General features: G+C 64.5%; 18 protein-coding genes. 9 read left to right on the top strand and 9 right to left on the bottom strand.

What is annotated here, in order from left to right:
• Window positions 1-128 precede the first annotated feature (128 nt).
• Window positions 129-1,556 (top strand): amidophosphoribosyltransferase, encoded by a 1,428-nt coding sequence (purF, locus tag ACERK3_12895; protein ID MFA9479182.1) that lies wholly within the window; start codon window positions 129-131, stop codon window positions 1,554-1,556.
• Between the two features lie 124 nt (window positions 1,557-1,680).
• On the opposite strand, the gene ACERK3_12890 is transcribed toward purF, so the two are convergent.
• Complete coding sequence (locus tag ACERK3_12890) at window positions 1,681-1,905, bottom strand: CDGSH iron-sulfur domain-containing protein (protein MFA9479181.1); 225 nt, start codon at window positions 1,903-1,905, stop codon at window positions 1,681-1,683.
• Window positions 1,906-2,054: 149 nt separating this feature from the next.
• Between ACERK3_12890 and ACERK3_12885 the strand changes: the two genes are divergently transcribed.
• A complete protein-coding gene (locus ACERK3_12885) occupies window positions 2,055-3,878 on the top strand; it encodes an NfeD family protein (GenBank protein MFA9479180.1) in 1,824 nt (607 codons plus the stop codon).
• Between the two features lie 104 nt (window positions 3,879-3,982).
• Complete coding sequence (locus tag ACERK3_12880; GenBank protein ID MFA9479179.1) at window positions 3,983-5,044, top strand: putative zinc-binding metallopeptidase; 1,062 nt, start codon at window positions 3,983-3,985, stop codon at window positions 5,042-5,044.
• 49 nt (window positions 5,045-5,093) lie between these two features.
• On the opposite strand, the gene ACERK3_12875 is transcribed toward ACERK3_12880, so the two are convergent.
• Complete coding sequence (locus tag ACERK3_12875) at window positions 5,094-5,912, bottom strand: queuosine precursor transporter (protein MFA9479178.1); 819 nt, start codon at window positions 5,910-5,912, stop codon at window positions 5,094-5,096.
• A 59-nt stretch (window positions 5,913-5,971) separates the two neighbouring features.
• Window positions 5,972-7,261 (bottom strand): amidohydrolase family protein, encoded by a 1,290-nt coding sequence (locus ACERK3_12870; GenBank protein MFA9479177.1) that lies wholly within the window; start codon window positions 7,259-7,261, stop codon window positions 5,972-5,974.
• Window positions 7,262-7,450: 189 nt separating this feature from the next.
• Here ACERK3_12870 and ACERK3_12865 point away from each other — a divergent pair, with 189 nt between their 5' ends.
• Window positions 7,451-8,332 carry an OmpA family protein gene (locus ACERK3_12865; GenBank protein ID MFA9479176.1) on the top strand — a complete coding sequence of 294 codons (882 nt, stop codon included), beginning with the start codon at window positions 7,451-7,453 and terminating at the stop codon, window positions 8,330-8,332.
• Window positions 8,333-8,440: 108 nt separating this feature from the next.
• On the opposite strand, the gene hemW is transcribed toward ACERK3_12865, so the two are convergent.
• Window positions 8,441-9,550 (bottom strand): radical SAM family heme chaperone HemW, encoded by a 1,110-nt coding sequence (gene hemW / locus ACERK3_12860; GenBank protein MFA9479175.1) that lies wholly within the window; start codon window positions 9,548-9,550, stop codon window positions 8,441-8,443.
• Window positions 9,551-9,684: 134 nt separating this feature from the next.
• Here hemW and ACERK3_12855 point away from each other — a divergent pair, with 134 nt between their 5' ends.
• Window positions 9,685-10,281 carry an FHA domain-containing protein gene (locus tag ACERK3_12855; protein MFA9479174.1) on the top strand — a complete coding sequence of 199 codons (597 nt, stop codon included), beginning with the start codon at window positions 9,685-9,687 and terminating at the stop codon, window positions 10,279-10,281.
• Between the two features lie 258 nt (window positions 10,282-10,539).
• Window positions 10,540-13,077 (top strand): DUF6600 domain-containing protein, encoded by a 2,538-nt coding sequence (locus tag ACERK3_12850; protein MFA9479173.1) that lies wholly within the window; start codon window positions 10,540-10,542, stop codon window positions 13,075-13,077.
• A gap of 99 nt (window positions 13,078-13,176) precedes the next feature.
• On the opposite strand, the gene ACERK3_12845 is transcribed toward ACERK3_12850, so the two are convergent.
• The 5 genes from ACERK3_12845 to ACERK3_12825 form a co-directional block, all read right to left on the bottom strand.
• Window positions 13,177-14,382 carry an HD-GYP domain-containing protein gene (locus ACERK3_12845; protein MFA9479172.1) on the bottom strand — a complete coding sequence of 402 codons (1,206 nt, stop codon included), beginning with the start codon at window positions 14,380-14,382 and terminating at the stop codon, window positions 13,177-13,179.
• 154 nt (window positions 14,383-14,536) lie between these two features.
• Window positions 14,537-15,316, bottom strand: a complete 780-nt coding sequence (locus ACERK3_12840; GenBank protein MFA9479171.1) for a glycosyltransferase family 2 protein — start codon at window positions 15,314-15,316, stop codon at window positions 14,537-14,539.
• A 96-nt stretch (window positions 15,317-15,412) separates the two neighbouring features.
• Window positions 15,413-16,537 carry an ABC transporter ATP-binding protein gene (locus tag ACERK3_12835; GenBank protein ID MFA9479170.1) on the bottom strand — a complete coding sequence of 375 codons (1,125 nt, stop codon included), beginning with the start codon at window positions 16,535-16,537 and terminating at the stop codon, window positions 15,413-15,415.
• Between the two features lie 84 nt (window positions 16,538-16,621).
• Complete coding sequence (locus tag ACERK3_12830) at window positions 16,622-18,325, bottom strand: ABC transporter permease (protein MFA9479169.1); 1,704 nt, start codon at window positions 18,323-18,325, stop codon at window positions 16,622-16,624.
• An 82-nt stretch (window positions 18,326-18,407) separates the two neighbouring features.
• Complete coding sequence (locus ACERK3_12825; protein ID MFA9479168.1) at window positions 18,408-19,511, bottom strand: iron ABC transporter substrate-binding protein; 1,104 nt, start codon at window positions 19,509-19,511, stop codon at window positions 18,408-18,410.
• 236 nt (window positions 19,512-19,747) lie between these two features.
• On the opposite strand from ACERK3_12825, the gene ACERK3_12820 reads away from it, so the two are divergent.
• The 3 genes from ACERK3_12820 (at window position 19,748) to ACERK3_12810 (ending at window position 24,209) form a co-directional block, all read left to right on the top strand.
• Complete coding sequence (locus ACERK3_12820; protein MFA9479167.1) at window positions 19,748-20,782, top strand: polyprenyl synthetase family protein; 1,035 nt, start codon at window positions 19,748-19,750, stop codon at window positions 20,780-20,782.
• A 291-nt stretch (window positions 20,783-21,073) separates the two neighbouring features.
• Window positions 21,074-22,810 carry a response regulator gene (locus ACERK3_12815; GenBank protein ID MFA9479166.1) on the top strand — a complete coding sequence of 579 codons (1,737 nt, stop codon included), beginning with the start codon at window positions 21,074-21,076 and terminating at the stop codon, window positions 22,808-22,810.
• Window positions 22,797-24,209 (top strand): transcription antitermination factor NusB, encoded by a 1,413-nt coding sequence (locus ACERK3_12810; protein MFA9479165.1) that lies wholly within the window; start codon window positions 22,797-22,799, stop codon window positions 24,207-24,209. Before ACERK3_12815 ends, ACERK3_12810 begins: the two co-directional genes overlap by 14 nt.
• Window positions 24,210-24,232 lie beyond the last annotated feature (23 nt).

The raw sequence follows: 24,232 nt of genomic DNA, 5'->3' as shown, positions 1-24,232 counted from the left end.
GGGATCATCACCCGCCTCAACACCGTAACCCCTCACTTACAACCTTGACCGAATCGGCTGCCCCGACTACCGTTGATGTCTCTACCCACCGATTCGACTCGTTGCCCACCACACGGACCTGAAATCTGATGGATTCGGCCGAAGCCAAGCATAAATGTGGCGTGTTCGGGGTCTGGGGCTCCCCACAAGCCGCACACCTCTGTTACACGGCCCTTTACGCCCAGCAGCACCGCGGGCAGGAGTCCGCCGGCATCGCCACGAATGAGGCCGGCCAGCTCCGCGCCCACGCCGGCATGGGCCTCGTACCCGAAGTGTTCAACGAGCGTATCCTCAGCCAGCTCAAGGGCACCGCCGGCATCGGCCACAACCGCTACTCCACCACCGGCTCGTCACGCTCGTGCAACGCCCAGCCGCTTATGCGCGAGTACATCGGCGGACAGGTCGCCCTTGGACACAACGGCAACCTCGTCAACGCCGACCTGCTCCGCGAGCATTACGAACAGCGTGGCCACATGTTCCAGACCTCCACCGACACGGAGGTCATCCTCGTCCTGCTCGCGTCACACCATCTCAGCCATGACGACCCGGTCGTTGCCACGCTCCAGCACCTCCAGGGCGCTTACTCGCTGGTGTTCCTCTTCGATGACCGTATCGAGGCCGTCCGCGACCCTTGGGGCTGGCGGCCGCTCGTACTCGGCGAAACGACCGAGGGCGCGCCTATGGTCGCCAGCGAAACGGTCGCGTTCGACGCCCTCGGCGCACGGTTCATCCGCGAAGTCGAGCCCGGCGAGATCGTCACCCTCTCCGATCGTGGCGTTGAAAGCCGACGCTTCGCCGAGTCGCAAACCCCCGCGCACTGCATCTTCGAGCACGTCTACTTCGCCAACCCCAGTTCGCAACTGTTCGGCGAAACCGTTCAGATCGTCCGCGAAAAGATGGGCGCCAAGCTGGCCGAGGAAGCCCCGGTCGATGCGGACTATGTCGTGCCCATGCCCGACTCCGGCCGATCGGCCGCGCTGGGCTACGCCGTGGCGTCCGGCATCCCGTACCGCGAAGGCATCGTGCCCAACCGCTACGTCGGCCGAACGTTCATCCAGCCCACGCAAAGCCAGCGACGCACCGCTGTCCAGCTGAAGCTCAACGTCATCGACGAAATCGTCCGCGACAAGCGAATCATCGTCGTCGACGACTCGATCGTCCGCGGCACGACCACCCGCGGCAAGATGGCCCAGCTGCGCAAGGCAGGTCCGAAAGAGATCCACCTGCGCATCAGTTGCCCGCCCATCCGCCACCCCTGCTACTTCGGCATCGACTTCCCCGACCGCACGAAGTTGATCGCCCACAACCGCACGCAGGAAGAGATCGCCGAGTTCCTCGGCGTCGACTCCATGCACTACCTCTCGCTCGACGGCATGCTCTCCTGCGTCAATCGGCCGGCGGACAACTACTGCACCGCCTGCTGGTCGGGCCAGTATCGCATTTCCCCCGACCGCCCGGTGAACAAGCTCGACCTCGAACGCAACCAGCTTCGTATGTTCACCGACACTTCGACATGACCGCCCGTACCCAAATGCACCACGATGCAATTGCGTTAAACCCCCATGCATGCTTTGGCGCTTAAAGCCCACGGATTGAATCCGTGGGCTTCCTCCCACCTCTGTGGATCAACTGCAACGCCTTTTACTTCTCGTCCAGCATCGCCTGGTCCTCGCGGACCTCTTCGACGTTGCACCGCGAGCGGTCGTAGACGTAGAGCTTCTCGGGATCTTCCTGCCGGGCCGTCTTGTGGGAGCCGTCACAGGTCGGCAGCGACTTGCTCAGCCCACACATGCAGATCCAGACGCTCTTCTCCTGCGGCTTGATTTCCTGGGGGCCCGTGCCGTCACAACGAACAAGTCGGGGCATGATCGAATCTCCTTAAGCTGGCAAAAAAACGCATCATATCGTTACGGCTGATGATGGCCCCTGCCTGGCGTCACGTCAACACCTCGCCCATCGGCCGCGATTCCCACAAACAGGTGGTCCGGCGGCGGATTGACCTATAATCGATTGCCATGAAGCAAATCCAACGAACATCCGTAGTGCGGGGCTGGTTGTGGGTGATGTTGGCGAGTCTGTTGATGACAGCCGGCCTCGTCGGCGGCGCAGCGCCCGTCGCGATGCAGGCCGAGGCGGACACGGACGCCGAGCCTACCACCGTCGAACAGGCCACCGAACTTGAAGAAGCAGACGCGGAAGCGGACACGACCGCCAACGACAACACCAACGGCGAACCGGACACCGACGCCACCCCGGACGCCAACGGCAGCGCGCCCGCGACGGTGCAATCGCGCCGGGTCGCCATGCCCAGCGGTTCAAATGCAGCCGTCGTGCGGATCGAGGGCATGATCTATGGGTTTACGCTCGAAAGCCTCGAACGCCGGGTCGACCGTGCGATGGCTCAAGGGGTCGACATCGTCGTCATCGAGATCCACACCAAGGGCGGCACGCTCGACGCGGGCATGGCCATCAGCCGATACATCAAAAACCTGCCCGTCTACACCGTCGCCTGGATCAACGACGAGGCGTACTCGGCGGGCATCCTCATCGCCTCGGCCGCGAATGAAATCGTCATGGCCCCCGCCTCCGCCACCGGCGACAGCGCCCCGGTCGTCATGGGCCAGGACCTCGCCCCCACCGAGCGAGCCAAGGCCCTTTCACCCATCCTCGAAGAATTCCGCGACAATGCCCGCGCCAACGGCTACGACTATGCCCTGTTCCAGGCCATGACCGTGCTCGGCGTCGAAGCCTACCTCGTGGAGCACCGCGAAACCGGCGAACGCATGGTCGTCAACCAGGTCGACAAGGCCGTCATGGTCGACGACGCCGACCCTGCCGACTTCGACCGCCAGCGAAACGCGCTGTCCATCGAAGAACGCCTCGGCCAGGCGACGATCGACATCGCCCGCGACCCGGTTCATCGCGGCCAGTGGCGCGAAATCCGCCACGTTCACGACGGCAACACCCTGCTGACCATGAACCAGACCCGCGCACTGGAAGTCGGCCTCGCGCAGGAAATCGTCGCCAACGAGCAGGAACTGCAAAACTACCTCGGCGCAGCCAGCCTCACGCGCATCAGCCCGACATGGTCCGAACAGCTCGCCGGCTTCCTCACCAACCCGGTCGTGCGCGGTGTGCTGGTGATCGCCCTGCTGCTGGGAGCCTACATCGAGTTTCAGACCCCCGGCGTCGGCGTCGCGGGCGGCGTGGCATTGCTCGCGGTCGTGCTGCTGCTGGGCGCGCCGTTTGTCGTCGGGCTCGCGGAGTTGTGGCATGTCCTGGTGTTCCTGGTCGGACTTGCCCTGCTCATTACAGAGTTGTTATGGATGCCCGGCTTCGGTTTCCTGGGCATCGGCGGCGTCGTGCTGATGTTTGTCGGCCTGATCCTCGCGGCCGTGCCGACCGGCGGCGGCGGCGGGTGGGGCCCGGTCAACCTGCCACCTCCGGAAATGTGGGGCGAGGTGTTGCGGTCGAGCATGTTCATGATGCTCGGCATCTTCGCCAGCTTCATCGGGTTTTACTTCGTCACGAAGCACTTCGGCCGTATCCCCGGCCTGAACCGGCTGGTGCTCGAAGACGTCTCGCCCGCGTGGAACATCGGCGAAGGGCGATCGCTGCCCATGCCCGGCGTCAGCGGTGACGAAGCCTACGGCGAAGGCCGAATCCACGTCGGCGACACCGGCCGCGTCACCGTCGAACTACGACCGACCGGCCGCGCCGAATTCAACGGCGAAGCCATCGATGTCGTTTCCTATGGCCGATGGATCGAGCCCGGCTCGCCCGTCAAAGTCGTTGAGGTGCACGGCAACCGCATCGTCGTCGATAGCGTGGACGCTTAGCGGCCGCCCCTTCGCATCAAACATCAACCACACACCGCCGGCGAAGGCGGTCGGATCAACCAACCTCTTCGCGGGATTGATCGCTTAAGGCGGAACCAGCAATCATGCAGATTTACGCGTGCACCTGCGACAACTCACTGTTCTTCGATAATTCACAGTGTCTACGATGCGGAAAGATGGCGGGCCTCTGCCCGGCGTGTCGACGGATCGTGCCGCTGGAGCCGCGGCCGGACGGCGGCCTGCGCTGCGGCTGGGATGATTGCGGCGTTTCCCTCGTGCGCTGCTACAACAGCCAGCAGCACAATGTCTGCAACTGGTGCATCGCATCGGACAAGACCGTCGCCGAGTCGGGCGACCTCTGCCGTTCCTGCCGATTCACGCAGACCATCCCCGACCTTTCCGTGCCGAGCCATCACGTCAAGTGGTATCGCCTCGAGCAGGCGAAGCGCCGCCTGTTTTACAACCTGGACATCCTCGGCCTGCCGTACGGCACGAACGCGGACGGCTTCCAGCCCCCGCTGGCCTTCGACTTCAAGGCCGACGTCACCCCCGCCGGCGAGCCGTGGCGTTCGCTCGGCCAGGCTGAGCGCGTCATCACCGGCCACGCCAACGGCCGCATCACCATCAACATCGCCGAGGCTGACCACGTCGAACGAGAACGCCTTCGTGTCGACTTCGGCGAATCGCACCGCACGCTCATCGGCCACTTCCGACACGAAATCGGCCACTACTACTGGCTCATGCTCATCCAGAACCAACGCGAGCCCGACTTCAAACGCGTCTTCGGCGACCCCGAAAACCCCACCTACAAAGACGCCATCGACCGCTACTACAAACACGGCCCCGCTCCCGACTGGCAGCACCACTTCATCAGTGCCTACGCCAGCATGCATCCCTGGGAAGACTGGGCCGAAACCTTTGCCGGCTACCTGGACATGACCGCCCTGCTCGACACCGCCCGTCACGTCGGGTTCAGCAGCGTCTATCCCGACGCAGATTTCGACACACTTGTCGTCGAATATCAACGGCTGGGCATCGCCGTGAACGAATTGAACCGCGGTGTTGGCCTGCTCGACCTCGTGCCCGATGTGCTGGTAACCCCCGTCGTCGAAAAAATGCGATTCATCAACCAGGTCTGCCGCACCGTCGCCCTCACGCCGCAATGAGTGCATGCCACGGTAAACGTGCTTCTCTAATGATGCTGGCCGCGCATCGTCAATCCAGCCGTGTTTCTTCCACGTCCGCAAGGTGCTCCTGCGTCGGGTCAATGTGCAGATACTTGCTCAGGTAATGCACCGCAATATAGATCGGCCCCGTGTCCACCAACGCGATCACCACTTTGAACACATACCCCGTCGCGATAAACAACCACAACTGCGGCCAGATCGCGCTGCCCTCATCAATCGGCAACGCGCGCGCGTAAAAGTGCGTGATCGTGATCACCGCGAACGTGTCAACAAACTGACTGACCATGGTCGACCCATTGTTGCGCAGCCACAGCCATCGGCCGCGCGTCAACCGCTTCCAGAAATGGAACACGTGCACGTCGACAAGCTGCGCCGCGAGGTACGCGATCATGCTCGCTGACACCGCGCCGAACGTGAGCATGCGGATGTAATAAAACGGGTAGTCCGGATCATCCGTTGCGGGCAGGCCTGTCTCCGCGTCCATCGTCGGCACGCTCGGCAGCACGCCCGCCACCCACAGAATAAAGATCACCCAGAGGTTGACCAGTAATCCGACGAAGACAACAAAGTTCGCCCGCCTTCGGCCGTAGAACTCGCTGATCAGGTCCGTGCACAAAAACGTCAGCGGATAAGGCAACACGCCCACCGCCACCGCCAGCGCAATCGACCCTGCCGGGCCCCACTCGCCCCACTGCCAACCTGTGTCTTCATGCCACGACGCGAACACGATAAACCGCGACACGCCCAGGATGTTGAGCATCGCCAGCGTGCCCAGAAACAGCCCGGCAAGCACAAGGAACACACGCTCGCGGCGCTCATGCAGTTGTGATGGTGTCAGGTCGGCCATGAGGTCAAATTGAATTGCTGATTGCTGATTGCTGATTGCGGATCGCTGATTGCGTGTCGTCAGTCGTTCGACTCATCCGTCAACTCGGCATGAATCGAGCGTGCCGGGTGATCATTCGTCAGCGCCTGCGTCAGCGGGTCCGTAGCATCATCGGGGTCGATACGAACCGCGGTGAACACGGCCGGGGCCCCGCGCCGCAACGTCGCGTCCGTGTCGGAAAATTCCAGCGCCAGTCGGCCGTGCGTGGTCGCCATCTCCAGCAGCAGTTCCGGGGCGGTTTCATCCCGCGCATACAGCCGACGCATCTGCGGCATGATGCCCATCGGTTGGTCGACGCCCTGCTGACACAGCAGCGAGTCCGTGCCGAGGCAGACGTTCACCCCCGCGGCGAGCATCTCGCGGTAGCGGTGCTGCCCCTGCTCGGGGTGACCAAAATACTCGCTGGCCAGCGGGCAATAGACCACGCTCGTCCCCGTGCGTTTGAGCGTGGTGATGTGGCGGTCTTCGATGTAGTTGCAGTGTGCCAGCAGCCAGCGGCCGCGCTTGAGGTTCGGCTCCAGCCAGTCGATCGGATGCTTGCCCGTCGCTTGCAGCGTATCGGGCAGCTTGCCCAGTTCGCGCAGCAGGTCAACGAAGGGCCCGGTCGCGTCGCGAACGAACTCCAACTCGGCGGGCGACTCGGCCAGGTGCGTGCTCAGCCGGTAAATGTGCTTATGGCTCAGCCGGGTCGCCGCGTCATACAACGTCCGTCCGACCGAGTAGGGCGCGTGCGGCTGAATGCCCAGCGTCACCCCGCGCACATGCCCCGGCACGGGCACGTCGAACGGCAGCGGGTCCAGCCAGGCCTCGATTCGGTCGGCCGCGGCGTCGAGCATCGTGTCAAAGCCAAAGCATTCGAGATAGCTCACGCCCGGCAATGCCAGGCCCTCCCCAACAGCGTGGCGGGCGCGGATCGCGTCCACCGAGCCGGCAATATCACCAACGTACCCCACCCCCGCCTCCCGCGAGAGGCGAAGCCCCTCGGCGACGGCAGCACCGACCGCGTCGAAATCCGTCGGCCGAGCGGTGCGTACCTGCTTAAGCCAGGCCAGAAAATCGCCGGTGTAGTCGACCGCCGGCACGTGGGTCAGGTCCAGGTGAGCATGTGCATTGACCATCGCCGGCAAAAGCAGGTCTTCGGGCAGCTCGACCGTGCGGGCCGTGTTGCGCAATCGACGGGAAATGTCGTTTGGATGCCCCGCATCAACCACGCGGCCGTCGCGTACGGCGATCGCGCCGGGGCGAGCGACGTGACCCCCGGCGTCACGGATGGCGGCGGCGAGGTAGAGGGTGGTCGGATTTCGCTTCATGCCAGCGGCCCCATGCGTCCGACAGATAGTAATGGAAATGCCTCGGGAAAGTCAGGATTTCCACGGCGGCGGGCATCGCGGTACAATCGCCGCCTGTCGCCGGGCCTTCCCCGAGACACGCCCCGCCGCCGGGGCTCACCCCCCCGAATCGTTATCAAGATCCGTACCTGACCAAAAAGGATATCGCACATGAGATTCGCCAAGACATGGATGTTGCTCGGAGCATTGACGCTCTCCGCCACCGGCTGCGTCGCTCAGACCGAGCTGGACCAGACCCGCGAAGCCTACCGCCAGGCTCAGGAACAGGTCATCGACCTGCAGAACCAGCTCGAAGAAGCCGAACGACGCATCGCCTCGCTTCAGTCCGGCGCGGGCGATGAAGCCGCCAGCCGCGACGAACTGCGTCGCCTCCGCGACGAACGCGACCAACTCCGCCAGGCCCTCGGCGACATGGAATCGCAGCTTCGCGAGCTCGGCTCGGCCGCCGGCGCCCTGCCTGCCGAGTTGGACAGCGAACTCGAACGCCTGGCCGCTTCCAACCCTGAACTGATGAGCTACGACTCGGAGCGCGGCATGATCCGCTTCCGCAGCGACTTCACCTTCGGCCTCGGCTCGGCTGACGTCCGCGACGACGCCGCCAGCTCACTTCGCGAGCTCGCACGCGTCCTCCAGAGCGACGCCGCACGCCCCTACGAAATCCGCATCGTCGGCCACACCGACAACGTGCCGATCGGCAACCCCGCCACACGCGAACGCCACCCCACCAACTGGCACCTCTCCGCTCACCGCGCCATCGCTGTCAAGGACGTGCTCGAAAGCGCCGGCCTCCCGCCGGTCCGCATGAACGTCTCCGGCTACAGCGAATATCGCCCCATTGAGCCGCACCGCTCCGGCGGCGTGGAAGCCAACCGACGCGTCGAGATCTACCTCGTTGCCATGCCGCCGAGCGTCCGCGAAGCCGCAGGCCGCTCCGAGCAGCGATCCGACGGTCAAGGCGAACAGCAGCAAAGCCAGCAACGTCGCCAGACCGCTCCGCAGCCCGAAGCAGACAACGACGCCGATTTCAAATAATTCGAATAGACAACCCAACCCCCACGAAAAGCCCGCCCCACCAGGCGGGCTTTTTCATTTCCCCCAATCCCAAATTCGAAATTCGAAATTCGCCCCCCCCAAAAAAAACTACAACAACGTCCCAATCAGCGTATCTGCCACAAAAAGCCCGTCGCGCGTCAGCCGCAGATGGGTCGATGTGCGCTCCAGTAACCCATGCCCCACATGCTCTTCGATCCGCTGCCAGCGGGCATCATCGCTGGGCAGCGTCGCTGCGAGCCAGTCCAGCGTCACGCCTTCGCTGAGTCGCAGGCCGAGCATGAGCTGCTCGCCCACGCGCTGCGCCTCGGGCAGACATTCCTCATCCACCACCGGCGGCCGGGGCGATTCAGCCAGGTACTTGCCCAGATGCGGTTGATTCTTCCACCGCCGCCCGGCCACGTGGCTCGCCGCCGAGGGGCCGATGCCCAGCCAATCGCCGTTGGCCCAATAGATGAGGTTGTGCTCGCAGCGGCGCGTCGGCCGTGCCCAGTTGCTCACCTCGTAGTGCTCGAAGCCGGCCGCGGACAGCCGTTCGAGCACGCGTTCGTACATCGCCCGCTCGGTCTCTTCGTCCATGGGCTTAACCAGCCCGAGCTGCATCTTCTTTGTCAGCGGCGTGTGCGGCTCGAAAATCAGGCTATAGCAGGACAAATGCGTCGGCCCCATCGCCATCGCCGCATCAAGGTCGGCGTCCAGCTCGTCCAGCGTCTGGCCCGGGATGGCGAAAATCAGGTCGAGATTGAAATTGTCGATCCCCGCAGCCTGCACCCGCTCGGCGGCACGGCCCACGCTGGCCGGGTCATGCCACCGCTCCAGCGCCTTGAGCAGTCGCGGTTGAAACGACTGGGCTCCCATGGAGATGCGGTTGACGCCGCCGGCCGTTAGCTCGCTCATCAGCTCGGCAGTGACGGTTTCGGGGTTGGCTTCAATGGTGAACTCGGCCACCTCATCGAGCATGCCCAGCCCCTGCATCGCTGCCAGCAGCTGTCGCCACAACTCGGGCCGCAGCAGCGTGGGCGTGCCGCCGCCGACGAAAATCGTGCGGGGCCGCAGGTTGTAAGCCTCCGCCTGATGTGTCAGCTCGGCGATGAGGGCGTCGGTAAACCGGGCCTGGCGGTCCGTTGGCCCCACTGGCTGGTCCACAATGCTGTAAAAGTCGCAATAATGGCACTTATGAAAACAGAACGGAACGTGCATATAGACCGCGTCGACGCCGGGTCGGGCGTCAATTTCGGCAGCAGTTCCGGCACACGATGCTTGATGCAACTTCCGCACAGGGGTAAACTCACGTCGAGTGTGGGGTGTTCGAGCCTGCGAACGAGGGCATTTCAATGGACGTCTTGTTGGTGATGTTTAAAAGCGATGGTGCCCGGCGTGACTTCGAGGTCACGAAAAATCGGGTGATCATCGGCCGCAAGAACGATTGCGACCTGCGAATCCCGCTTTCCAGCGTCTCACGCCACCACTGCGAGCTGAAGGTCGACCCCGAAAGCGAGGAGGTCGAGCTGCGGGATCTCGGCTCAAGTAACGGCACGTTCCACAATAACGTACGCGTTCAGGAGGCGATTGTCTCGGCCGGCGATGAAATCACCGTCGGACCGGTCATTTTTACCGTCGTGATCGATGGCCAGCCCGAGCAGGTCAAGCCTATCCGCACCGTCATCAGTTCGCACGACAGCAAGTCCGACAGCAAGTCCACCCAGATCGCCGACGACGGTCGACCGCTCACGCCCATGGGCGACGACGACGACGACGCGGACAACCCCCTCTCGCCGATGGATGAGGACGACAGCCACATCCCCACCAGCGACATCGACGAGGACCCGATTGAAGCCTTGCAGCGCATGGCCGACGCCGAGGACGACGACGACGATTTTTATCCCAATCTCGACGATGACGACGACGAGCCGACCCCCAGCCGGAGCTGATCTCGCGATTGACCCACGATCGCCATTTCCCGTGGGATTGCAACAGTCCACAGTTGAATAAAAATCGCGGCTCGCAGGCCGTAAACGTGCTTTCGCCCGAATCTGCGGGGTTTCCGGAAATGAAACCCAGCCGGGGAGCGTTACCCTTTGTAGTGATGCGGCTGCGCTTTCGGGGAAGGCGCACCGCCTGGCCGCGCGATTCACAAGGCCGGGTTTCGGGGAACAGCGTCCGACGCCACACACAAAGGAGAAACCGTCATGCTCAGGCACGCTTTGAAGTGGACGTCGGGGCGACTACTGCGCCTGGTGAACGAGGCCACGCGACCGGCGCTGGCGGTGACCCTCCCGGCCGCGATGGTCGCGGGGCTCGCGATGGCGACGCCCGCCCTGGCCGACGAAGGCGACGGCGAGTTTGCCATGCACGCCCGCGTCAGCTACGACGCCGGCGGCACGGTCATCCGTGGCGAGGAAGATGACGACTGGGCATTCGCCCCTGTGAACACGCTCGTTCTGCCCGGCGACCGCCTCTGGGCCGACGACGGCAGCACGAGCGAACTGGAGTTTCCGCGTGGCACGTTCGTTCGCATGGCGGACGGCAGTCAGATGGAAGTGCGCGATATCGGGGCGACGATGGCCCTCCGTGGCGAGGTAGGCTCGTTTTACGTGCATCGCCTTAGCCGCAGCACCGGCGACGTCGTCTTCGAAACGCCCGCCGGGGTGGTCGAAATCGTCCGCGGCACGGCCCTGCGCATCGACATCGAAGACGACGGCAGCGTCACCCTCTCCGTCAACGACGGCCACGCCATCATGCGGGCCGAGCAGGGCGGCCCGCAGGTCGTCACCGCCGGCCAACGTGTATGGGTCGACCCCGGCCTCATGCCCTCCGCGGCCGTCCGCTTCGACAGCTCCGACGCCGACAGCTTCGACCGCTGGCACGCCCAGCGCGTCGACGTGCTGACCACCGGCATCGCTCGTACCCCCCTGCCCGACAACCTCCACATCAACGAAGACACGCTCGGCGTCAACGATCTGGGCAACTACGGTGAATGGGTCTACATCGACAACGCTCCCTACTGGCGCCCCACCGTCGTCACCCACTACGTGCCCTACCGCTACGGCCAGTGGACCCACGTGCCCCGCACCGGCCAGGTGTGGATCGGCAAGTACCCCTTCTCCCATGTCACCACCCACTATGGCACGTGGCGCTACACCGCGACCTACGGCTGGGTCTGGAGCTATCACGGCCAGTGGAGCCCCGCCTGGGCCACCGCCATCCGCTACAACGACCACTACATCTGGACGCCCATCGACCGCCACCATCGGCCGGTCATCGTCTCCAGCTCCGCCAGCTTCACCGTCGGCGGCGTTCGCTTCAGCCTCGGCGCGAGCACTTACGCCCCGGTCACACGCATCTACACCGGCCCGGTCTACGTCCGCCCCCTGCCGGTGACCGTCGTCCGACACATTCACCAGCATCATCACCACGTTCACGTCTGGCATCTCGGCCCGCGACATCGGCACATCGTCCGCGTGCCCTACGCCCGCACCGTGAACATCCACGTACACCAGCACAACCACCGTCATCGCTGGGTCCGCGGCCCGCAGAGCATCCAGCGTGGCGACCACCGCGTCGCTGCCCGCTCGCGAGCCATGGTCCTCGATCAGCGCATCCGCTCGCGACAGGTACGCTCGGCTCCGTCGCGCCACGACCGCGGTGTCGTGCAATGGTCCGACCGCCGTGGCCAGGACAACGTCCGCAGCCTCGCCGACCGCGATCGGGCCGAACGCGGCCGGGTTCGACGATCGGTCAATCTCAGTCAGCAGGAACCGGATTACGAGCGCAACATGCGCCGCCAGCGTGCTCAACGAAGTGGCGACGAAACGCCTCGCTCGGGCTGGCGTACGGGCGACGAAACGCGGCGCGCCGCCGGCGTCGACCGCGATGGCCGTAGTCGTGCCGAGCGTGCCGAGCGCGACGGAGATCGCCGTGGTGGGCCAGGCATGACGTCGCCTCGCCGGGGCGGAGATGAGCGTGTTCGCAGCGGTGACACCGATCGATTCGAGCGGCGCGGCATCGTCCGCCCATCTCGCGACCGCGAAGCCGATCGTTCAACGGACGACCGCCGAACGATCACACGCTTTGGCGATCGTCGAGGCGATCGGTCGGATCGACGTGACGCCCAGCAGCGCGAAGCACGCACCGCCGAGCAACGCGTGCGTGAACGCCAGTTGCAACGCGTTCAGCCGGGCGAGCCGCGTAGCGGCGAGTCGGCCACAGCCGAGCAGCGCGTTCGTGAGCGTCAGTTGCAGCGCATGCAGCCAAGCGCACCGCGCACCGAGGAGCGAGCAACACGACCGCGAACGACCGATCGTCTGCAACAGCGCGAGCAGCCCACAGCCGAGCAGCGTGTGCGTGAGCGCCAGTTGCAGCGGATGCAGCCAAACGCACCGCGTGCCGAAGATCGCCCGACACGCCCCAGGGCCTCTGATCGCATTCAGCGGCGGCAACAACAGCCAACCGCTGAGCAGCGCGTTCGCGAGCGTCAGTTGGAGCGTATGCAGCGATCCCGCGGCACGTTCCAGGCAAGCCCCGACACGCGCCCGTCGCGCCCAAGCGTTCAGCAGCGCCCCGACCGTGACCGCTCGCGCGAACGAGCCGACTCACCGCGTCGTTCCAACCAGGAAGCAGGCAACCGACCGCAACGCGGATCGCGCAGCGGCTCGGCCGATGATGGAGATAGTTCACCACCCGCACAGCGCGATCGCTCGCAACGCGGCGAGCGTCGCGGTCGGTGACACGATGACGTTTTGAGTTTGCGTACAGCGTGCCGAAGCTCACGGATTGAATCCGTGGGCTTCCATCGCACCCGAGATTCATGTCCGATCCGTTCCGCGTTACGCCCAGGCCAGGCTCCGCGCTGTCTCGCTGGCGAGATCGAGCGGCAGCGTAAAGTTGAACTCGCTGACCGGCTTGCCATCATGCTCCGCGACAAACAGCGTCTCCGGCTGTTCGCTCAGGTCGATGCTCGGCCCCAGCGGCAAGTCGCCGCCCGCGATGGTCGCCGGGTCGGGAATAATCTGCACCTTCGGCCGACATGGGTCGTGCGCGTTGTGATCGATGCACACCGCAAACTGACCATCGCTGAGTTTCACCACCGACCCCGGCGGGTAAGGCGGCACCACCGCCAGCAACGCCCGAAGCACCGTCGGGTCAAAGCGTGCCCGCAACGGCTCGGTCACCATTGCATTCAGCACCCACGCCGTCGGCTGCGCCGGCAGGTTCGCCGGGTTGCGCAGCAGGTCGAACTGGTCCGCCACAGCCGTGATGCGCGCGAACACGTGAATGTTCCGCCCCGTCAATGTCGGAAAATCCTGCCCCGAATAGCCGCTGCCGTCGAAGTACTGGTGATGGTTGAGCACCACTGTCGCGGCCGACGGGTCGACGTCGCTGCGAACCATGCGAAAACCCATCGCCGGGTGTTCCTGCCAACCGGGGTCAGACTCGTCGGCCTCACGCTTGTAACGGGCGGACACCTCGGCGGGCAACTGCGTCACACCCACGTCGTGCAGCATCGCGCCCAGGCCGAGGTTGGCCACTTCCTTCGCCCGCGCGGGCGCGACGTGCTTGCGTTCCTTGACCAGGTAGCCGTCGAGTTTCAGACCCATCAGCAATGTCAGGTAGGTGACGCTTGAGCTGTGGCGCATCAGGTCGTCCGTCGCGTCGGAAATATCGCCGAGGAAGACAATCGAATTCGGATGGCTGATCAGGTGATCGACAAGCTGCTGAAGCGATTTCGTATAAGTGTCATAAGGCAGCTTCGCAGTCGCTTGAGCCTGAAGCGACTCGAACGTACCAGACACTTGAGATACCAGCTCGCTCTGGTTGCGAACCGTCTCCGCGTCAATGATTTCTTTAAGGAAGTCCAGGCTCGGATAGCGAACCCAGATCGAGCGAATCCCCTGTTCGAGCAGTCGCTTGATGACGCTCGTGCTCAGCTCGTAGCTGACTTTCAACAGCGTGCGCGACGGTACCTGCGGGTTCTGCACAGGCAAGGCCAGCTTCATGCCCGGCTTGGCTTTGGCAACATCAATTCGCAGCATGCCATCTCCCTCAACAACAACGGCCACCCCCTGACAGGGGTTACGTCGACCGATCGACGGAGGTGGATGAATCGCGATCGCTTCGGACATGTATGCAACTGCGATCCGCGCGAGCGCAACTGACATAACCGCTACAGGTCGCCCGGCAGCGAGTCTATTGCGATGGGTCGGAAGTGGAGTCGGCCCTCGTGGTCTGGCCCATCGACATGCCCCGCCGTTGGCGAGTGAAGATCGCCCGACCGTTGTACTGAAAGATGCACCGCAACGCTTCGATCCCATCTTTCCAGTGGATCTTCTTGCCCTCGGCATACGTTCGGCCGGCGTAGCTGACAGGCGTTTCATAAATCCGCACCCGCGCCGCCGCGACTTTCGCCGTCAGCTCCGGCTCAACGCCGAAGCGGTCTTCCTCAACCTTCAAACCGTCGATCACCTCCCGGCGGAACACCTTGTAGCAGCATTCCATGTCCGTCAGGTTCAGATTCGTCAACACGTTCGAAAGCATGGTCAGCAGCTTGTTGCCCAGGTAATGCCAGTAATAGAGCACACGATGCGTTTCACCGATGAATCGCGAGCCGAACACCACGTCCGCCTTGTCCGCGAGAATGGGCGCGAGAAGCTTGCCATACTCCGCCGGGTCGTACTCCAGGTCCGCGTCCTGAATCAGCACGATCTCACCCCGCGCCCGCGCGAAGCCCTCGCGCACCGCCGCGCCCTTGCCACGATTGGCGGGCTGAAAGTAAGGCTCGATGCCCGCGTGCTCTTGCGCGTAACGCCGTAACACGTCGGCCGTGCCGTCGGTCGAGCCGTCGTCGACGACGATAATCTGCCGCTGCAATCCCTCGGGAAGCTCGGCCGACTGCACCTGCGCCAGCAGCACGGGCAGCAGGTCTTTCTCGTTGTAAACCGGGATGACAATCGAAAGTAGGTTGAACATCGTAGACGTGCGCCCGTGGTTGAACCGCTGGCCAACGCGTGCCCGCAAGCTTCGCTGCACTATATGGCAGCCGACGCACACCGGCAATCAGCAGACTTACCCCACCGTCGGCACGGTCAGTTGTACCGTCATGTCGTCCGGCTCGACCACCGCTGCAGGCGTGCGGGCCTTCAGACACACACGATCCCCCACCGCCAGCCCAGTCGCGTAGTCCGTCTGCACCGACACCTCGTGACGGTTCGACTGCAGCCGAATGCGGAACGTCATGTCATGACCCTTGAACTCGCGACTGACCACCTTGCCCACACAAAGCGCGCCAGGCTCGTGCTCATCGCCCGCGGGCTGCATCGACAAATGCTCCGGCCGAAGCGACAGCAACACCTTGCCCCGCGTGAAGTGCTCAAGCTCCACTCGGCCCAACGGCGTCACGGCGTGCGTGCCCGTCGCATCACCTTCCAACAGGTTCGTTCGCCCGAGAAACTGCGCCACAAACGCCGTCGCCGGGCTGTTGTAAACCTCCTCGGGCGGACCGGTCTGCACCAGCCTGCCTTCGCGCATCACCGCCAGCCGGTCGGCCGTCGACAACGCCTCCTCCTGGTCATGCGTCACCAGCACCACCGCCATCTTCGCACGGTGGGCGATCATCCGCACCTCGTTTCGCGTTGCCAGCCGAAGGTCGGGGTCGAGGTTGCTGAACGGCTCGTCGAGCAGAATCACCCGCGCGCCCGGCGCGATCGCCCGGGCCAGCGCCACCCGCTGCTGCTGACCGCCGGACAGGTCATGCGGCATGCGATCTTCCAGCCCCATCAGCCCGACCATCCACAGCGCTTCCTTGGCGATCTGCGCACGTCGGCGTCGGGTCATCGCAGGCCCGCCTCGCTTTTTGAACGCCGCGCCGCGCAAGCCGAACAACACATTCTCCAGCACACTCAAATGCGGAAACAGCGCATAGTCCTGAAAGACAAACCCAATGCCCCGCTGGTCCGGGCCGACGAAGGTTTTTTCGCGCTGGAGCACCTGCTCACCGAGCAGCACCTCGCCCGCGTCCGCGTGCTCGAAGCCCATCACCGTGCGCAGCGTCGTCGTCTTCCCGCAGCCCGAGGGCCCCACGAGCGCAAGCACCTCGCCGGGATAGACGCAGAACGTCACATCCTTAATCACCGGCCGATCGTGGCCGGGGAAGGTCTTGCTGATGTTGTGCACACAAAGCAACGGTTTCATAAAAACAATCACACGTTTCGCGGCTGCCCCGCAGGGGCGCTTCACCCCGGCCGTCCCTGCTGGACAGCCGCTGAACAATTGAGACTAATTCTTCCTGCCTTCATTCGCCAGCAGCACCCCCACAAACATCGCTGCCAGCAGCAGGATCAGCAGCGCAAACGGCGCCGCCTCCGCGAACATCGCCTCTTCCGTATAGCTCCACAAGTTCGTCGCCAGCGTGCCGAAGCCCAACGGCGAGAGCAAAAACGTCAGCGGCAGTTCCTTCATCACCGACAGGAACACCAGCGCCAGGCTCACCACCAGCCCCGGCCGAAGCAGCGGCAGCGTCACGCGGAAGAACGTCGCGATCTGCCCATGCCCCAACGACCGCGACGCCTCCTCCAGCCGGGGCGTCGCCTGGTACAGGCTCGAACGGATCGGCCCGACCGCCTCGGCGAGAAAATGCAGCCCCAAAGCATAAATCAACACCAGCGGCAGCGCCCGGTCCAGCCGATCGTACCACGCCTCGCTCAGCCCCACGCCCAGCATCTCCAGCCCATACGCCGGCGTCGGCAGGTGGTACAGCCATTGATACGCCGCGTCCGGCAGCAGATACAGCCCCACCACCAGCAGCCCCATCGCAAACGCCAGCGACGGCGTCGCATACCCCAAATAGCTCAACCGCTCCAGCCCCGTCGACCGCTTGCCCGGATACCGCCTCGCCAGGTACGCCACCGGCATCGCCAGCAGGGTCGCCAGCACCGCCGCCGGCGTCGCCGCCCAAAGCGAGTCCATCACCGCGTCCCAGAGGTCATGCTGCAAAAAAGTGTAGTTCGCCTGCGTCGCCCAGTAGCTGATCGTCGTCACCGGCACGCCCACCGCCGCCAGCAGCAGCAGCACCAGCCCCCCTGCCGCCGGCCACCGCCACCCGCCCAGCCGGGCCATCCGCCGCCGCCGGGCCATGCCCGCCCCCGCCCGGTGCAGCCGCAGCCCGCGAAGCACGCCCAACTCGATCGCCACGTACATCCCCGCCAGCGTCAGCATCATCAACGCCAGCCACGCCGCGTACGACGTGACATACGCGCTGGTCTTGTACTCCAGGTAGAGCGCATAGCTGAACGTCTCGTAACCCAGCAGGCTCACCACCGCGAAATCCCCCAGCACGTGCAACGCCACGATCAGGCCCCCCGCCACCAGCGCCGGCCGAAGCTGCGGCACGATCACGCGGAAAAACACGCTCATCGGCCGATGCCCCAGCGACTGCGCCACCTCCTCCATCCCCGGGTCCAACCCGTTCAGCGCGGCCCGCAGGTTCAGCAGCATGTAGGGGAAGTTGTAAAAGCTCAACGCCACCAGCGCCCCCCAGTAGCCCGACAGCCGAGGCAGTTCGACGCCCAGCAATTGCGCCGCCGCCCCATACTGACCGCCGACCGCCAGCAGCGCGTACGCCATCAGGTAGCCCGGGATGGCCAACGGCAGCACCAGCGCAAGCGTGAAAAACCGCCGCCCCGGCAGGTCGGTCCGCACCGTCAGCCACGCCGCAGGCAACGCCATCGCCACCGTCGCCAGCAGCACGCCCAACGTCAGCAGCAGCGTATTGCCCAGCAGCGCCAGGTTTCGCCAGCGAAGCAGCACCTCCCGCAGCCCCGCCGCGTCCGCGTCCAGCGCCCGCACCCCCAGGTACACCAACGGCAGCGCCACGCCGGCAGCACAAATCACCACCGGCGTCACCAGATACCACGGCGGACGCGCGGCGCGGAATTTTGGATGGCGAATTTCGGATTCCGAGTCCGCGGAAATGTCAGCCACATCAGTCATCGCAGGCACAAGCTTACAGAACGCCCCGAAACCGCGCTCTGCGAGTTCGAAATTCGAAACCCAAAGTCCAACATCACAACAACCCCACCTCGCGGAACAGCCGCAGCGTTCCCTCCAGATCGTCCAGCGCGTCAAGTTCCATCACCGGCGCCAGTTCCCGCTGCCTGGCCGGGTCGATCGGCCCGTCGCTGGGCAATTCCACCCCGTCAACCACAGGATATTCGAAAGTCTCCGTCACGAAATATCGCTGCGTCGACTGCGAAAGCAAAAACGCGACAAACCGCTCCGCCGCCTCCCGATTACGCGCCCCCGCCAGCACGCCCGCGCCCGAGGTCAGCACGAGGTTGGCTACGTCGCCCGCCTCGAACGCCGTCTGCTCGACCGGGTAGTCCGCGTGTGTATCGCGGAAACGCAGCAGGTAGTAATGGTTCGTCAGTCCGAAATCGACCTCGCCCGCCGCGATGCCCTGCACGATCGCCGTGTTGTTCGCGTACGCCCGGGCGCCATTGGCCCGCAGGTCCGTCAGCCACTGCCGGGCCACGTCGTCGCCGTGCACGCGACGCATCGCCAGCACAAACGCCTGAAACGACGCGTTCGTCGGTGCCCACGCCACCCGCCCGCGATACCGCCGATCCGCAAGATCAAACACGCTCGTCGGCAGCTCCTCCGACGACACCCGCTCCGGCGAATACGCCAGCACCCTCGCCCGCCCCGATGTGCCCACCCAATAGCGATCCGCGCTTCGATAAACCATCGGCACGTCCGCCACCAGCGACTCCGGCAGCGCTTCGAACCGTTCCGCCCGTACCAGCGCACCCAACGTCCCCGCATCCTGCGACCAGAACACGTCCGCCGGGCTACGACGCCCCTCCTCGCGCAGCGTGGTCGCCAACTGCGACGACTCCCCGTACCGCACGCGCACCCGAATGCCCGTCTCCTGCTCAAACTGCCGAATCATCGGCTGCACCAGGCTCCGCGACCGCCCCGAGTAGAGCACCAGCTGCTCCACGCTCGACCCCTCGCCGCGCGGCAGCAGCCACACCACCGCCCCGCCCAGCACAATTGCCGCAGCAGCGACCGCCAACCACATCCGATGCTTCGCCCACATACCTCTGCTCCAGCCACCCCTCACCACCGGAACGGGGCGGATATTGAGAATGAGTGTCAAGTAGATCATGGTAATGCCCCCCTTGCTGAATGCAACTTCGCGAATTTCTAATTGCTAATCGCTGATTACTGATCGAGGAGCCGCGCCCATCCAATCAGCAATCAGCGATTAGCAATTAGAAATCATTAATTCGCCTCAACCGGAAACCCGAAACGAGAAACCACAAACCTCCCTTTCCCCGCCTCTGCCCAAAGCGGCCAAGAATCACTACAATCGGTGACCTGCTCCTTCTCGAGGTGCCCACGATGCTGGTGCTGGCTAAGCGCGACAATGCAATTCACGAACGTCTCACGGCCGACCTGGCCGACGTCGAGGCCCGCTTTGCCGCCGAACTGCGGTCTGACCTGGACTGCGTCAACGAACTCGTCGAGCATGTCGAACGCTATCGCGGCAAAATGCTGCGACCCACCCTCGTGCTCGTCTCCGCCCTCGCCAGCCACCCCGACCAGCCGACCGAACCCACCACCCGCCCGGGCCACCGCATCGTCGCCACCGTGCTCGAAATGGTGCACATGGCCACCCTCGTCCACGACGACATCCTCGACGAGGCGGAGCTGCGTCGGCGGGGCGCGACCATCAACCACCTCGCCGGCAACGAGGCCGCCGTCATGCTCGGCGACTACCTCATCAGCCACGCCTACCACCTCTGCTCGTCGCTCGGCGACGCCGAGATCAGCCGCGCCATCGCCCACGCCACCAACACCGTCTGCGAAGGCGAACTGCTCCAACTGGCCAACCGCAACAACGCCGACCTCGACGAGCGGACCTACTTCGAGATCATCCGCCGCAAGACCGCCAGCCTCTGCGGCGTAAGCTGCCGCCTCGCCGCCGTGCTCAACAACACCCCGCCCGCCACCACGGACGCCCTCTACCACTACGGCGAAAAGCTCGGCGTCGCCTTCCAGATCGTCGACGACGTGCTCGACCTCACCGGCGACGAACGAACCGTCGGCAAAACGCTCAACCGCGACCTGGAAAAGGGCAAGCTCACCCTCCCGCTCATCCACCACCTCGCCTCGCTGGACGACACCAACCGCGAGGCGATGCGCGAGCTGCTCGAAGCCCAGCGAGACCGCTCCCTCGACCCGGCCGTCCGCGACAAACAAGCCAAGCTGCTCCGTGATCGCCTCAACGCCGACGGCTCGGTCGAATTCGCCCGCCAGCGGGCCGCCGAGCTGGTCGCCAGCGCCAAGGCCCAGATCAGCGAACACCTGCCCGAGTCTCCCGCCCGCACCCTCCTGCTGGAAATGGCCGACGCCGTGCTCAGTCGAAAGTTCTGATTTTCTTTCGCCCTGGCTCCCCACCCCATTCGCTCGCAGCGATACCGCCACAACGTTTTTCATCGTCCGATGCAAGAAATCTCGCGCCGCGACTCGAACGGAGGCTTAACCGTAACGTACAATTCACAAAAGATAGGTGCTCGCCCGATGATAGTCTCAAGGGGCGTCCCGTTGCCCGGGCCTGAAAGCTCGGCCAATCGGTCAGGCGGGGCTTGAGATGAAACCAATAAACGCCGACGGGTCGGCTCGTGCGAGCGACCCCTCACTCGGCAGCAAGGATAGGCAATGAACATGGACACACGACCACGTGTGCTGGTCTTTGCTGGCAAAGTGGCGAGAGACCACTCCATCCCCGCGTGCCTGGGCGACCAGTTCCGCGTCGATGTGTACGAACGCCTCGAAGAAGCCCTCGCCGCCCTGCGCAGCGAAGACTACCACGCCGTCTTCGCCGACGTGGGCGACTTCCTCCCGCTCGAGCGCGGACTCGTCGGCGGCAAGAGCAGCCTCATCCTCAACACCATCGGCGAAGGCGTGCTCATCGTCGACGCCGACGGCCGATGCAGCTGGTCCAACAAACGCATGCGCGGCTTCACCCCCGAAGTCTTCGAACACGTCCGACGCATCTGCTCGCAAGCCCTCTCCATCTTCACCGCACAGTCCGGCCCGATCAGCGACACCGCCCCACCCCGCTCCAAGAAATTCACCTTCCAGGTCGAGGCCCGCTATTTCGAAATGATCTGCTCGCCCGTCGTCAGCGACGAAGGCCAGGTCCAGCAAGTCGTCGGCGTCGTCTGGGACGCCACCAGCGGCAAACGCCTCCAAAGTAAAATCGACGCCATCGACTCCGCCGGCCGCGAATTGGCCACCATCGACTCCGAGGCCGTCCTCAAGCTCACGCCCAGCGAACGTCTCAAGCTGTTGCAGGATAAAATCATCCGCTACAGCAAAGACCTGATGCACTTCGACCACTTCGCCATCCGCCTCGTCGACAAACGCACCAACCGCCTCGAAGTCGTCATCGCCGAGGGCCTCCCCCCCGAAGCCCTCGAAATCGACCTCTACGCACAGCCCGAAGGCAACGGCATCTCCGGCTATGTCGCCGCCACCGGCCGAAGCTACATCTGCCACGACACCGAAAAAGACCCCCGCTACGTCCCCGGCCTCCAACACTCCAAAAGCTCGCTCACCGTCCCGCTGATGCTCTTCGACAAGGTCGTCGGCGTCTACAACGTCGAAAGCGACCAGGTCGGCGCGTTCAACGAAGACGACCGACAGTTCGCCGAGATCTTCGGCCGATCGGTCGCCCTCGCCCTGAACATCCTCGACCTGCTCGTCGTCGAACGCTACACAACCTCCGGCCAGATCACCGACTCCGTCGTGCAGGAAATGGCCCAGCCGATGAACGACATCGTCACCGATGCACAAACCCTCATCGAGGAATACATCGGCGACGACACCATGCGCGGCCGACTCAACCGCATCGTCGAAAACGTCGAAGCCATCCGCCACGCCATCCGCGATGTCGCCGCCGGCCCCAAAACCATCCTCGGCAAAAACAAACTCAAACAGAAGCAGGTCGACCCGCTGCTTCAGGACAAACGCATCCTCGTCGCAGACGACGAACCGCACATGCGCGCCACCGTCGCAGACGTCCTCCGGAAGCACGGCTGCCACGTCCAGGTCGCCAAAGACGGCTACGAAGCCTGCACCCTCCTCGAACAGGACGAGTTCGACCTCGTCATCTCCGACATCAAAATGCCCTACCGCAACGGCTACGAAATCTTCGCCGCCGCGCACCGACACAACGATCACCTGCCCGTCATCCTCATGACCGGCTTCGGCTACGACCCGCACCACTCCATCGTCCGCGCCAGCCAGGAAGGCCTCTCCAGCGTGCTGTTCAAACCCTTCAAGGTGGATCAGCTCATCGACGAAACACGCAAAGCCCTCGGCGGCGGCGAATCCACCGAAAACCAAGCCGCCGACGGCGAGCCGAAACACCAGAACGAGCCGCATGAGCAAAGCTGAGCGAACGAAAGCACGCTCGGCTCGCGAGATCGCCACCCGCGCCCTCGCCGACGCCGCGCAACGTTTCCCCGACCTGCCGCCACAAACCCTCGACACCGTCGGCCTCACCTCCGCCGAGGCCGCGCTCGCTGTCGCCATCCATCGCACCACCCTCCGCCGCTGGCTGACCCTCGAACACGTCGTCAGCCGATTCGTCAAGCAACCGATGTGGCGGCTTCAGCCGACCATGCGGGCCGTGCTGCTCGCCGGCGCAGCCCAACTGCTGTTCATGGATCGACTGCCCAGCTATGCCGTCGTTGACGAAATGGTCCAACTCGCCCGCCGCCTCGTCCGCCCCCAAGCCGCCGCAATGGTCAACGGCGTGCTGCGCAACACCGCCCGCCTCGTCACCAACCGCAGCGACACCCCCTGGCAGCCCGCCGCCAACAGCATCCCCCACTACACCGACCGCAAGCCGGGCGATGCCCCCCCCAACGGGGCCGACACACCAGGCTTCATCACCCTCAAGCGCGACGTCTTCCCCGACCCTGCCACCGATCTCCCCGCTCACCTCGCGCTGGCGACCAACATGCCCGAGCACGTCGTCCGCCGCTGGTTCGACAGTTTCGACGCACCCACCGCCACCACGCTCTGCCTGCACACGCTCAAGCCCGCCCCCACCATCGTCGCCATCGAACCCGGGTTTGCCACCGATAACACCCCCACCGATGCCACCCCCGAAGCCTCCAGCGTCCCGCCGTGGGCCCCTCACGCCCGCCCCGGCTTCATCGTCTGGCAGTCGACCCACGACGAACTCACCGCCTTTTTAGACGCATCGCCCCACCGTCGCGTGCAGGACCCCGCGTCCGCCGAGCCTGTTACTGCCGTGCGCGACATCGCCTTCACCGCCGCTCTCGACTACTGCGCCGGCCGTGGCACGAAAACCCGCCAACTCGCCGCAGCGCATCCCGACGCGAAGATTCTCGCCACGGACATCAACCCCGACCGCCTCGACGAGTTGACCCACGCCGCCGCGGGCCTGCCCAACATCGAACGTCTGGCCATCGACGAGGCCAAACAGCAGCAGGTCGACCTGCTGCTGCTTGACGTGCCCTGCTCGAACACCGCCGTACTCGCCCGCCGCCCCGAGGCCCGCTACCGCCTGACGCGCAAGACCATGAACAACCTGCTCGAACTGCAACGCCGCATCATCCGCGACGCGTTGCCTGCCCTCGCGCCCCTCGGCCACGTGCTCTACAGCACATGCAGCCTCGACGTCGCCGAGAACAACCAACAGGCCCGCTGGCTCGCCAAGCAGATCAACGGCGAAATCATCCACGAGCACCAGACCCTCCCCGTCGGCCTCGGCTTGAGCTACCACGACGGCAGCTACCACGCCCTCATCAAACGCAAAGCCTGACTTCCCCCCGCCGTCTTCCAAAG

It is taken from the genome of Phycisphaerales bacterium AB-hyl4 (assembly GCA_041821185.1).
In the GTDB taxonomy this organism is placed as follows: domain Bacteria; phylum Planctomycetota; class Phycisphaerae; order Phycisphaerales; family Phycisphaeraceae; genus Natronomicrosphaera; species Natronomicrosphaera hydrolytica.
Note: the sequence above shows the minus strand (reverse complement) of the source record. Positions and strands in the feature narration are given on the sequence as shown.

Bases quoted from the DNA above. Each gene is read 5' to 3' on its own strand.
- ACERK3_12850 (MFA9479173.1), top strand. From the start codon at position 10,540: ATGCTCAGGCACGCTTTGAAGTGGACGTCGGGGCGACTACTGCGCCTG.
- ACERK3_12835 (MFA9479170.1), bottom strand. From the start codon at position 16,537: ATGAAACCGTTGCTTTGTGTGCACAACATCAGCAAGACCTTCCCCGGC.
- ACERK3_12825 (MFA9479168.1), bottom strand. From the start codon at position 19,511: ATGATCTACTTGACACTCATTCTCAATATCCGCCCCGTTCCGGTGGTG.
- ACERK3_12845 (MFA9479172.1), bottom strand. From the start codon at position 14,382: ATGCTGCGAATTGATGTTGCCAAAGCCAAGCCGGGCATGAAGCTGGCC.
- ACERK3_12890 (MFA9479181.1), bottom strand. From the start codon at position 1,905: ATGCCCCGACTTGTTCGTTGTGACGGCACGGGCCCCCAGGAAATCAAG.
- ACERK3_12840 (MFA9479171.1), bottom strand. From the start codon at position 15,316: ATGTTCAACCTACTTTCGATTGTCATCCCGGTTTACAACGAGAAAGAC.
- hemW (MFA9479175.1), bottom strand. From the start codon at position 9,550: ATGCACGTTCCGTTCTGTTTTCATAAGTGCCATTATTGCGACTTTTAC.
- purF (MFA9479182.1), top strand. From the start codon at position 129: ATGGATTCGGCCGAAGCCAAGCATAAATGTGGCGTGTTCGGGGTCTGG.
- ACERK3_12855 (MFA9479174.1), top strand. From the start codon at position 9,685: ATGGACGTCTTGTTGGTGATGTTTAAAAGCGATGGTGCCCGGCGTGAC.
- ACERK3_12880 (MFA9479179.1), top strand. From the start codon at position 3,983: ATGCAGATTTACGCGTGCACCTGCGACAACTCACTGTTCTTCGATAAT.
- ACERK3_12815 (MFA9479166.1), top strand. From the start codon at position 21,074: ATGGACACACGACCACGTGTGCTGGTCTTTGCTGGCAAAGTGGCGAGA.
- ACERK3_12870 (MFA9479177.1), bottom strand. From the start codon at position 7,261: ATGAAGCGAAATCCGACCACCCTCTACCTCGCCGCCGCCATCCGTGAC.
- ACERK3_12820 (MFA9479167.1), top strand. From the start codon at position 19,748: ATGCTGGTGCTGGCTAAGCGCGACAATGCAATTCACGAACGTCTCACG.
- ACERK3_12875 (MFA9479178.1), bottom strand. From the start codon at position 5,912: ATGGCCGACCTGACACCATCACAACTGCATGAGCGCCGCGAGCGTGTG.
- ACERK3_12865 (MFA9479176.1), top strand. From the start codon at position 7,451: ATGAGATTCGCCAAGACATGGATGTTGCTCGGAGCATTGACGCTCTCC.
- ACERK3_12885 (MFA9479180.1), top strand. From the start codon at position 2,055: ATGAAGCAAATCCAACGAACATCCGTAGTGCGGGGCTGGTTGTGGGTG.
- ACERK3_12810 (MFA9479165.1), top strand. From the start codon at position 22,797: ATGAGCAAAGCTGAGCGAACGAAAGCACGCTCGGCTCGCGAGATCGCC.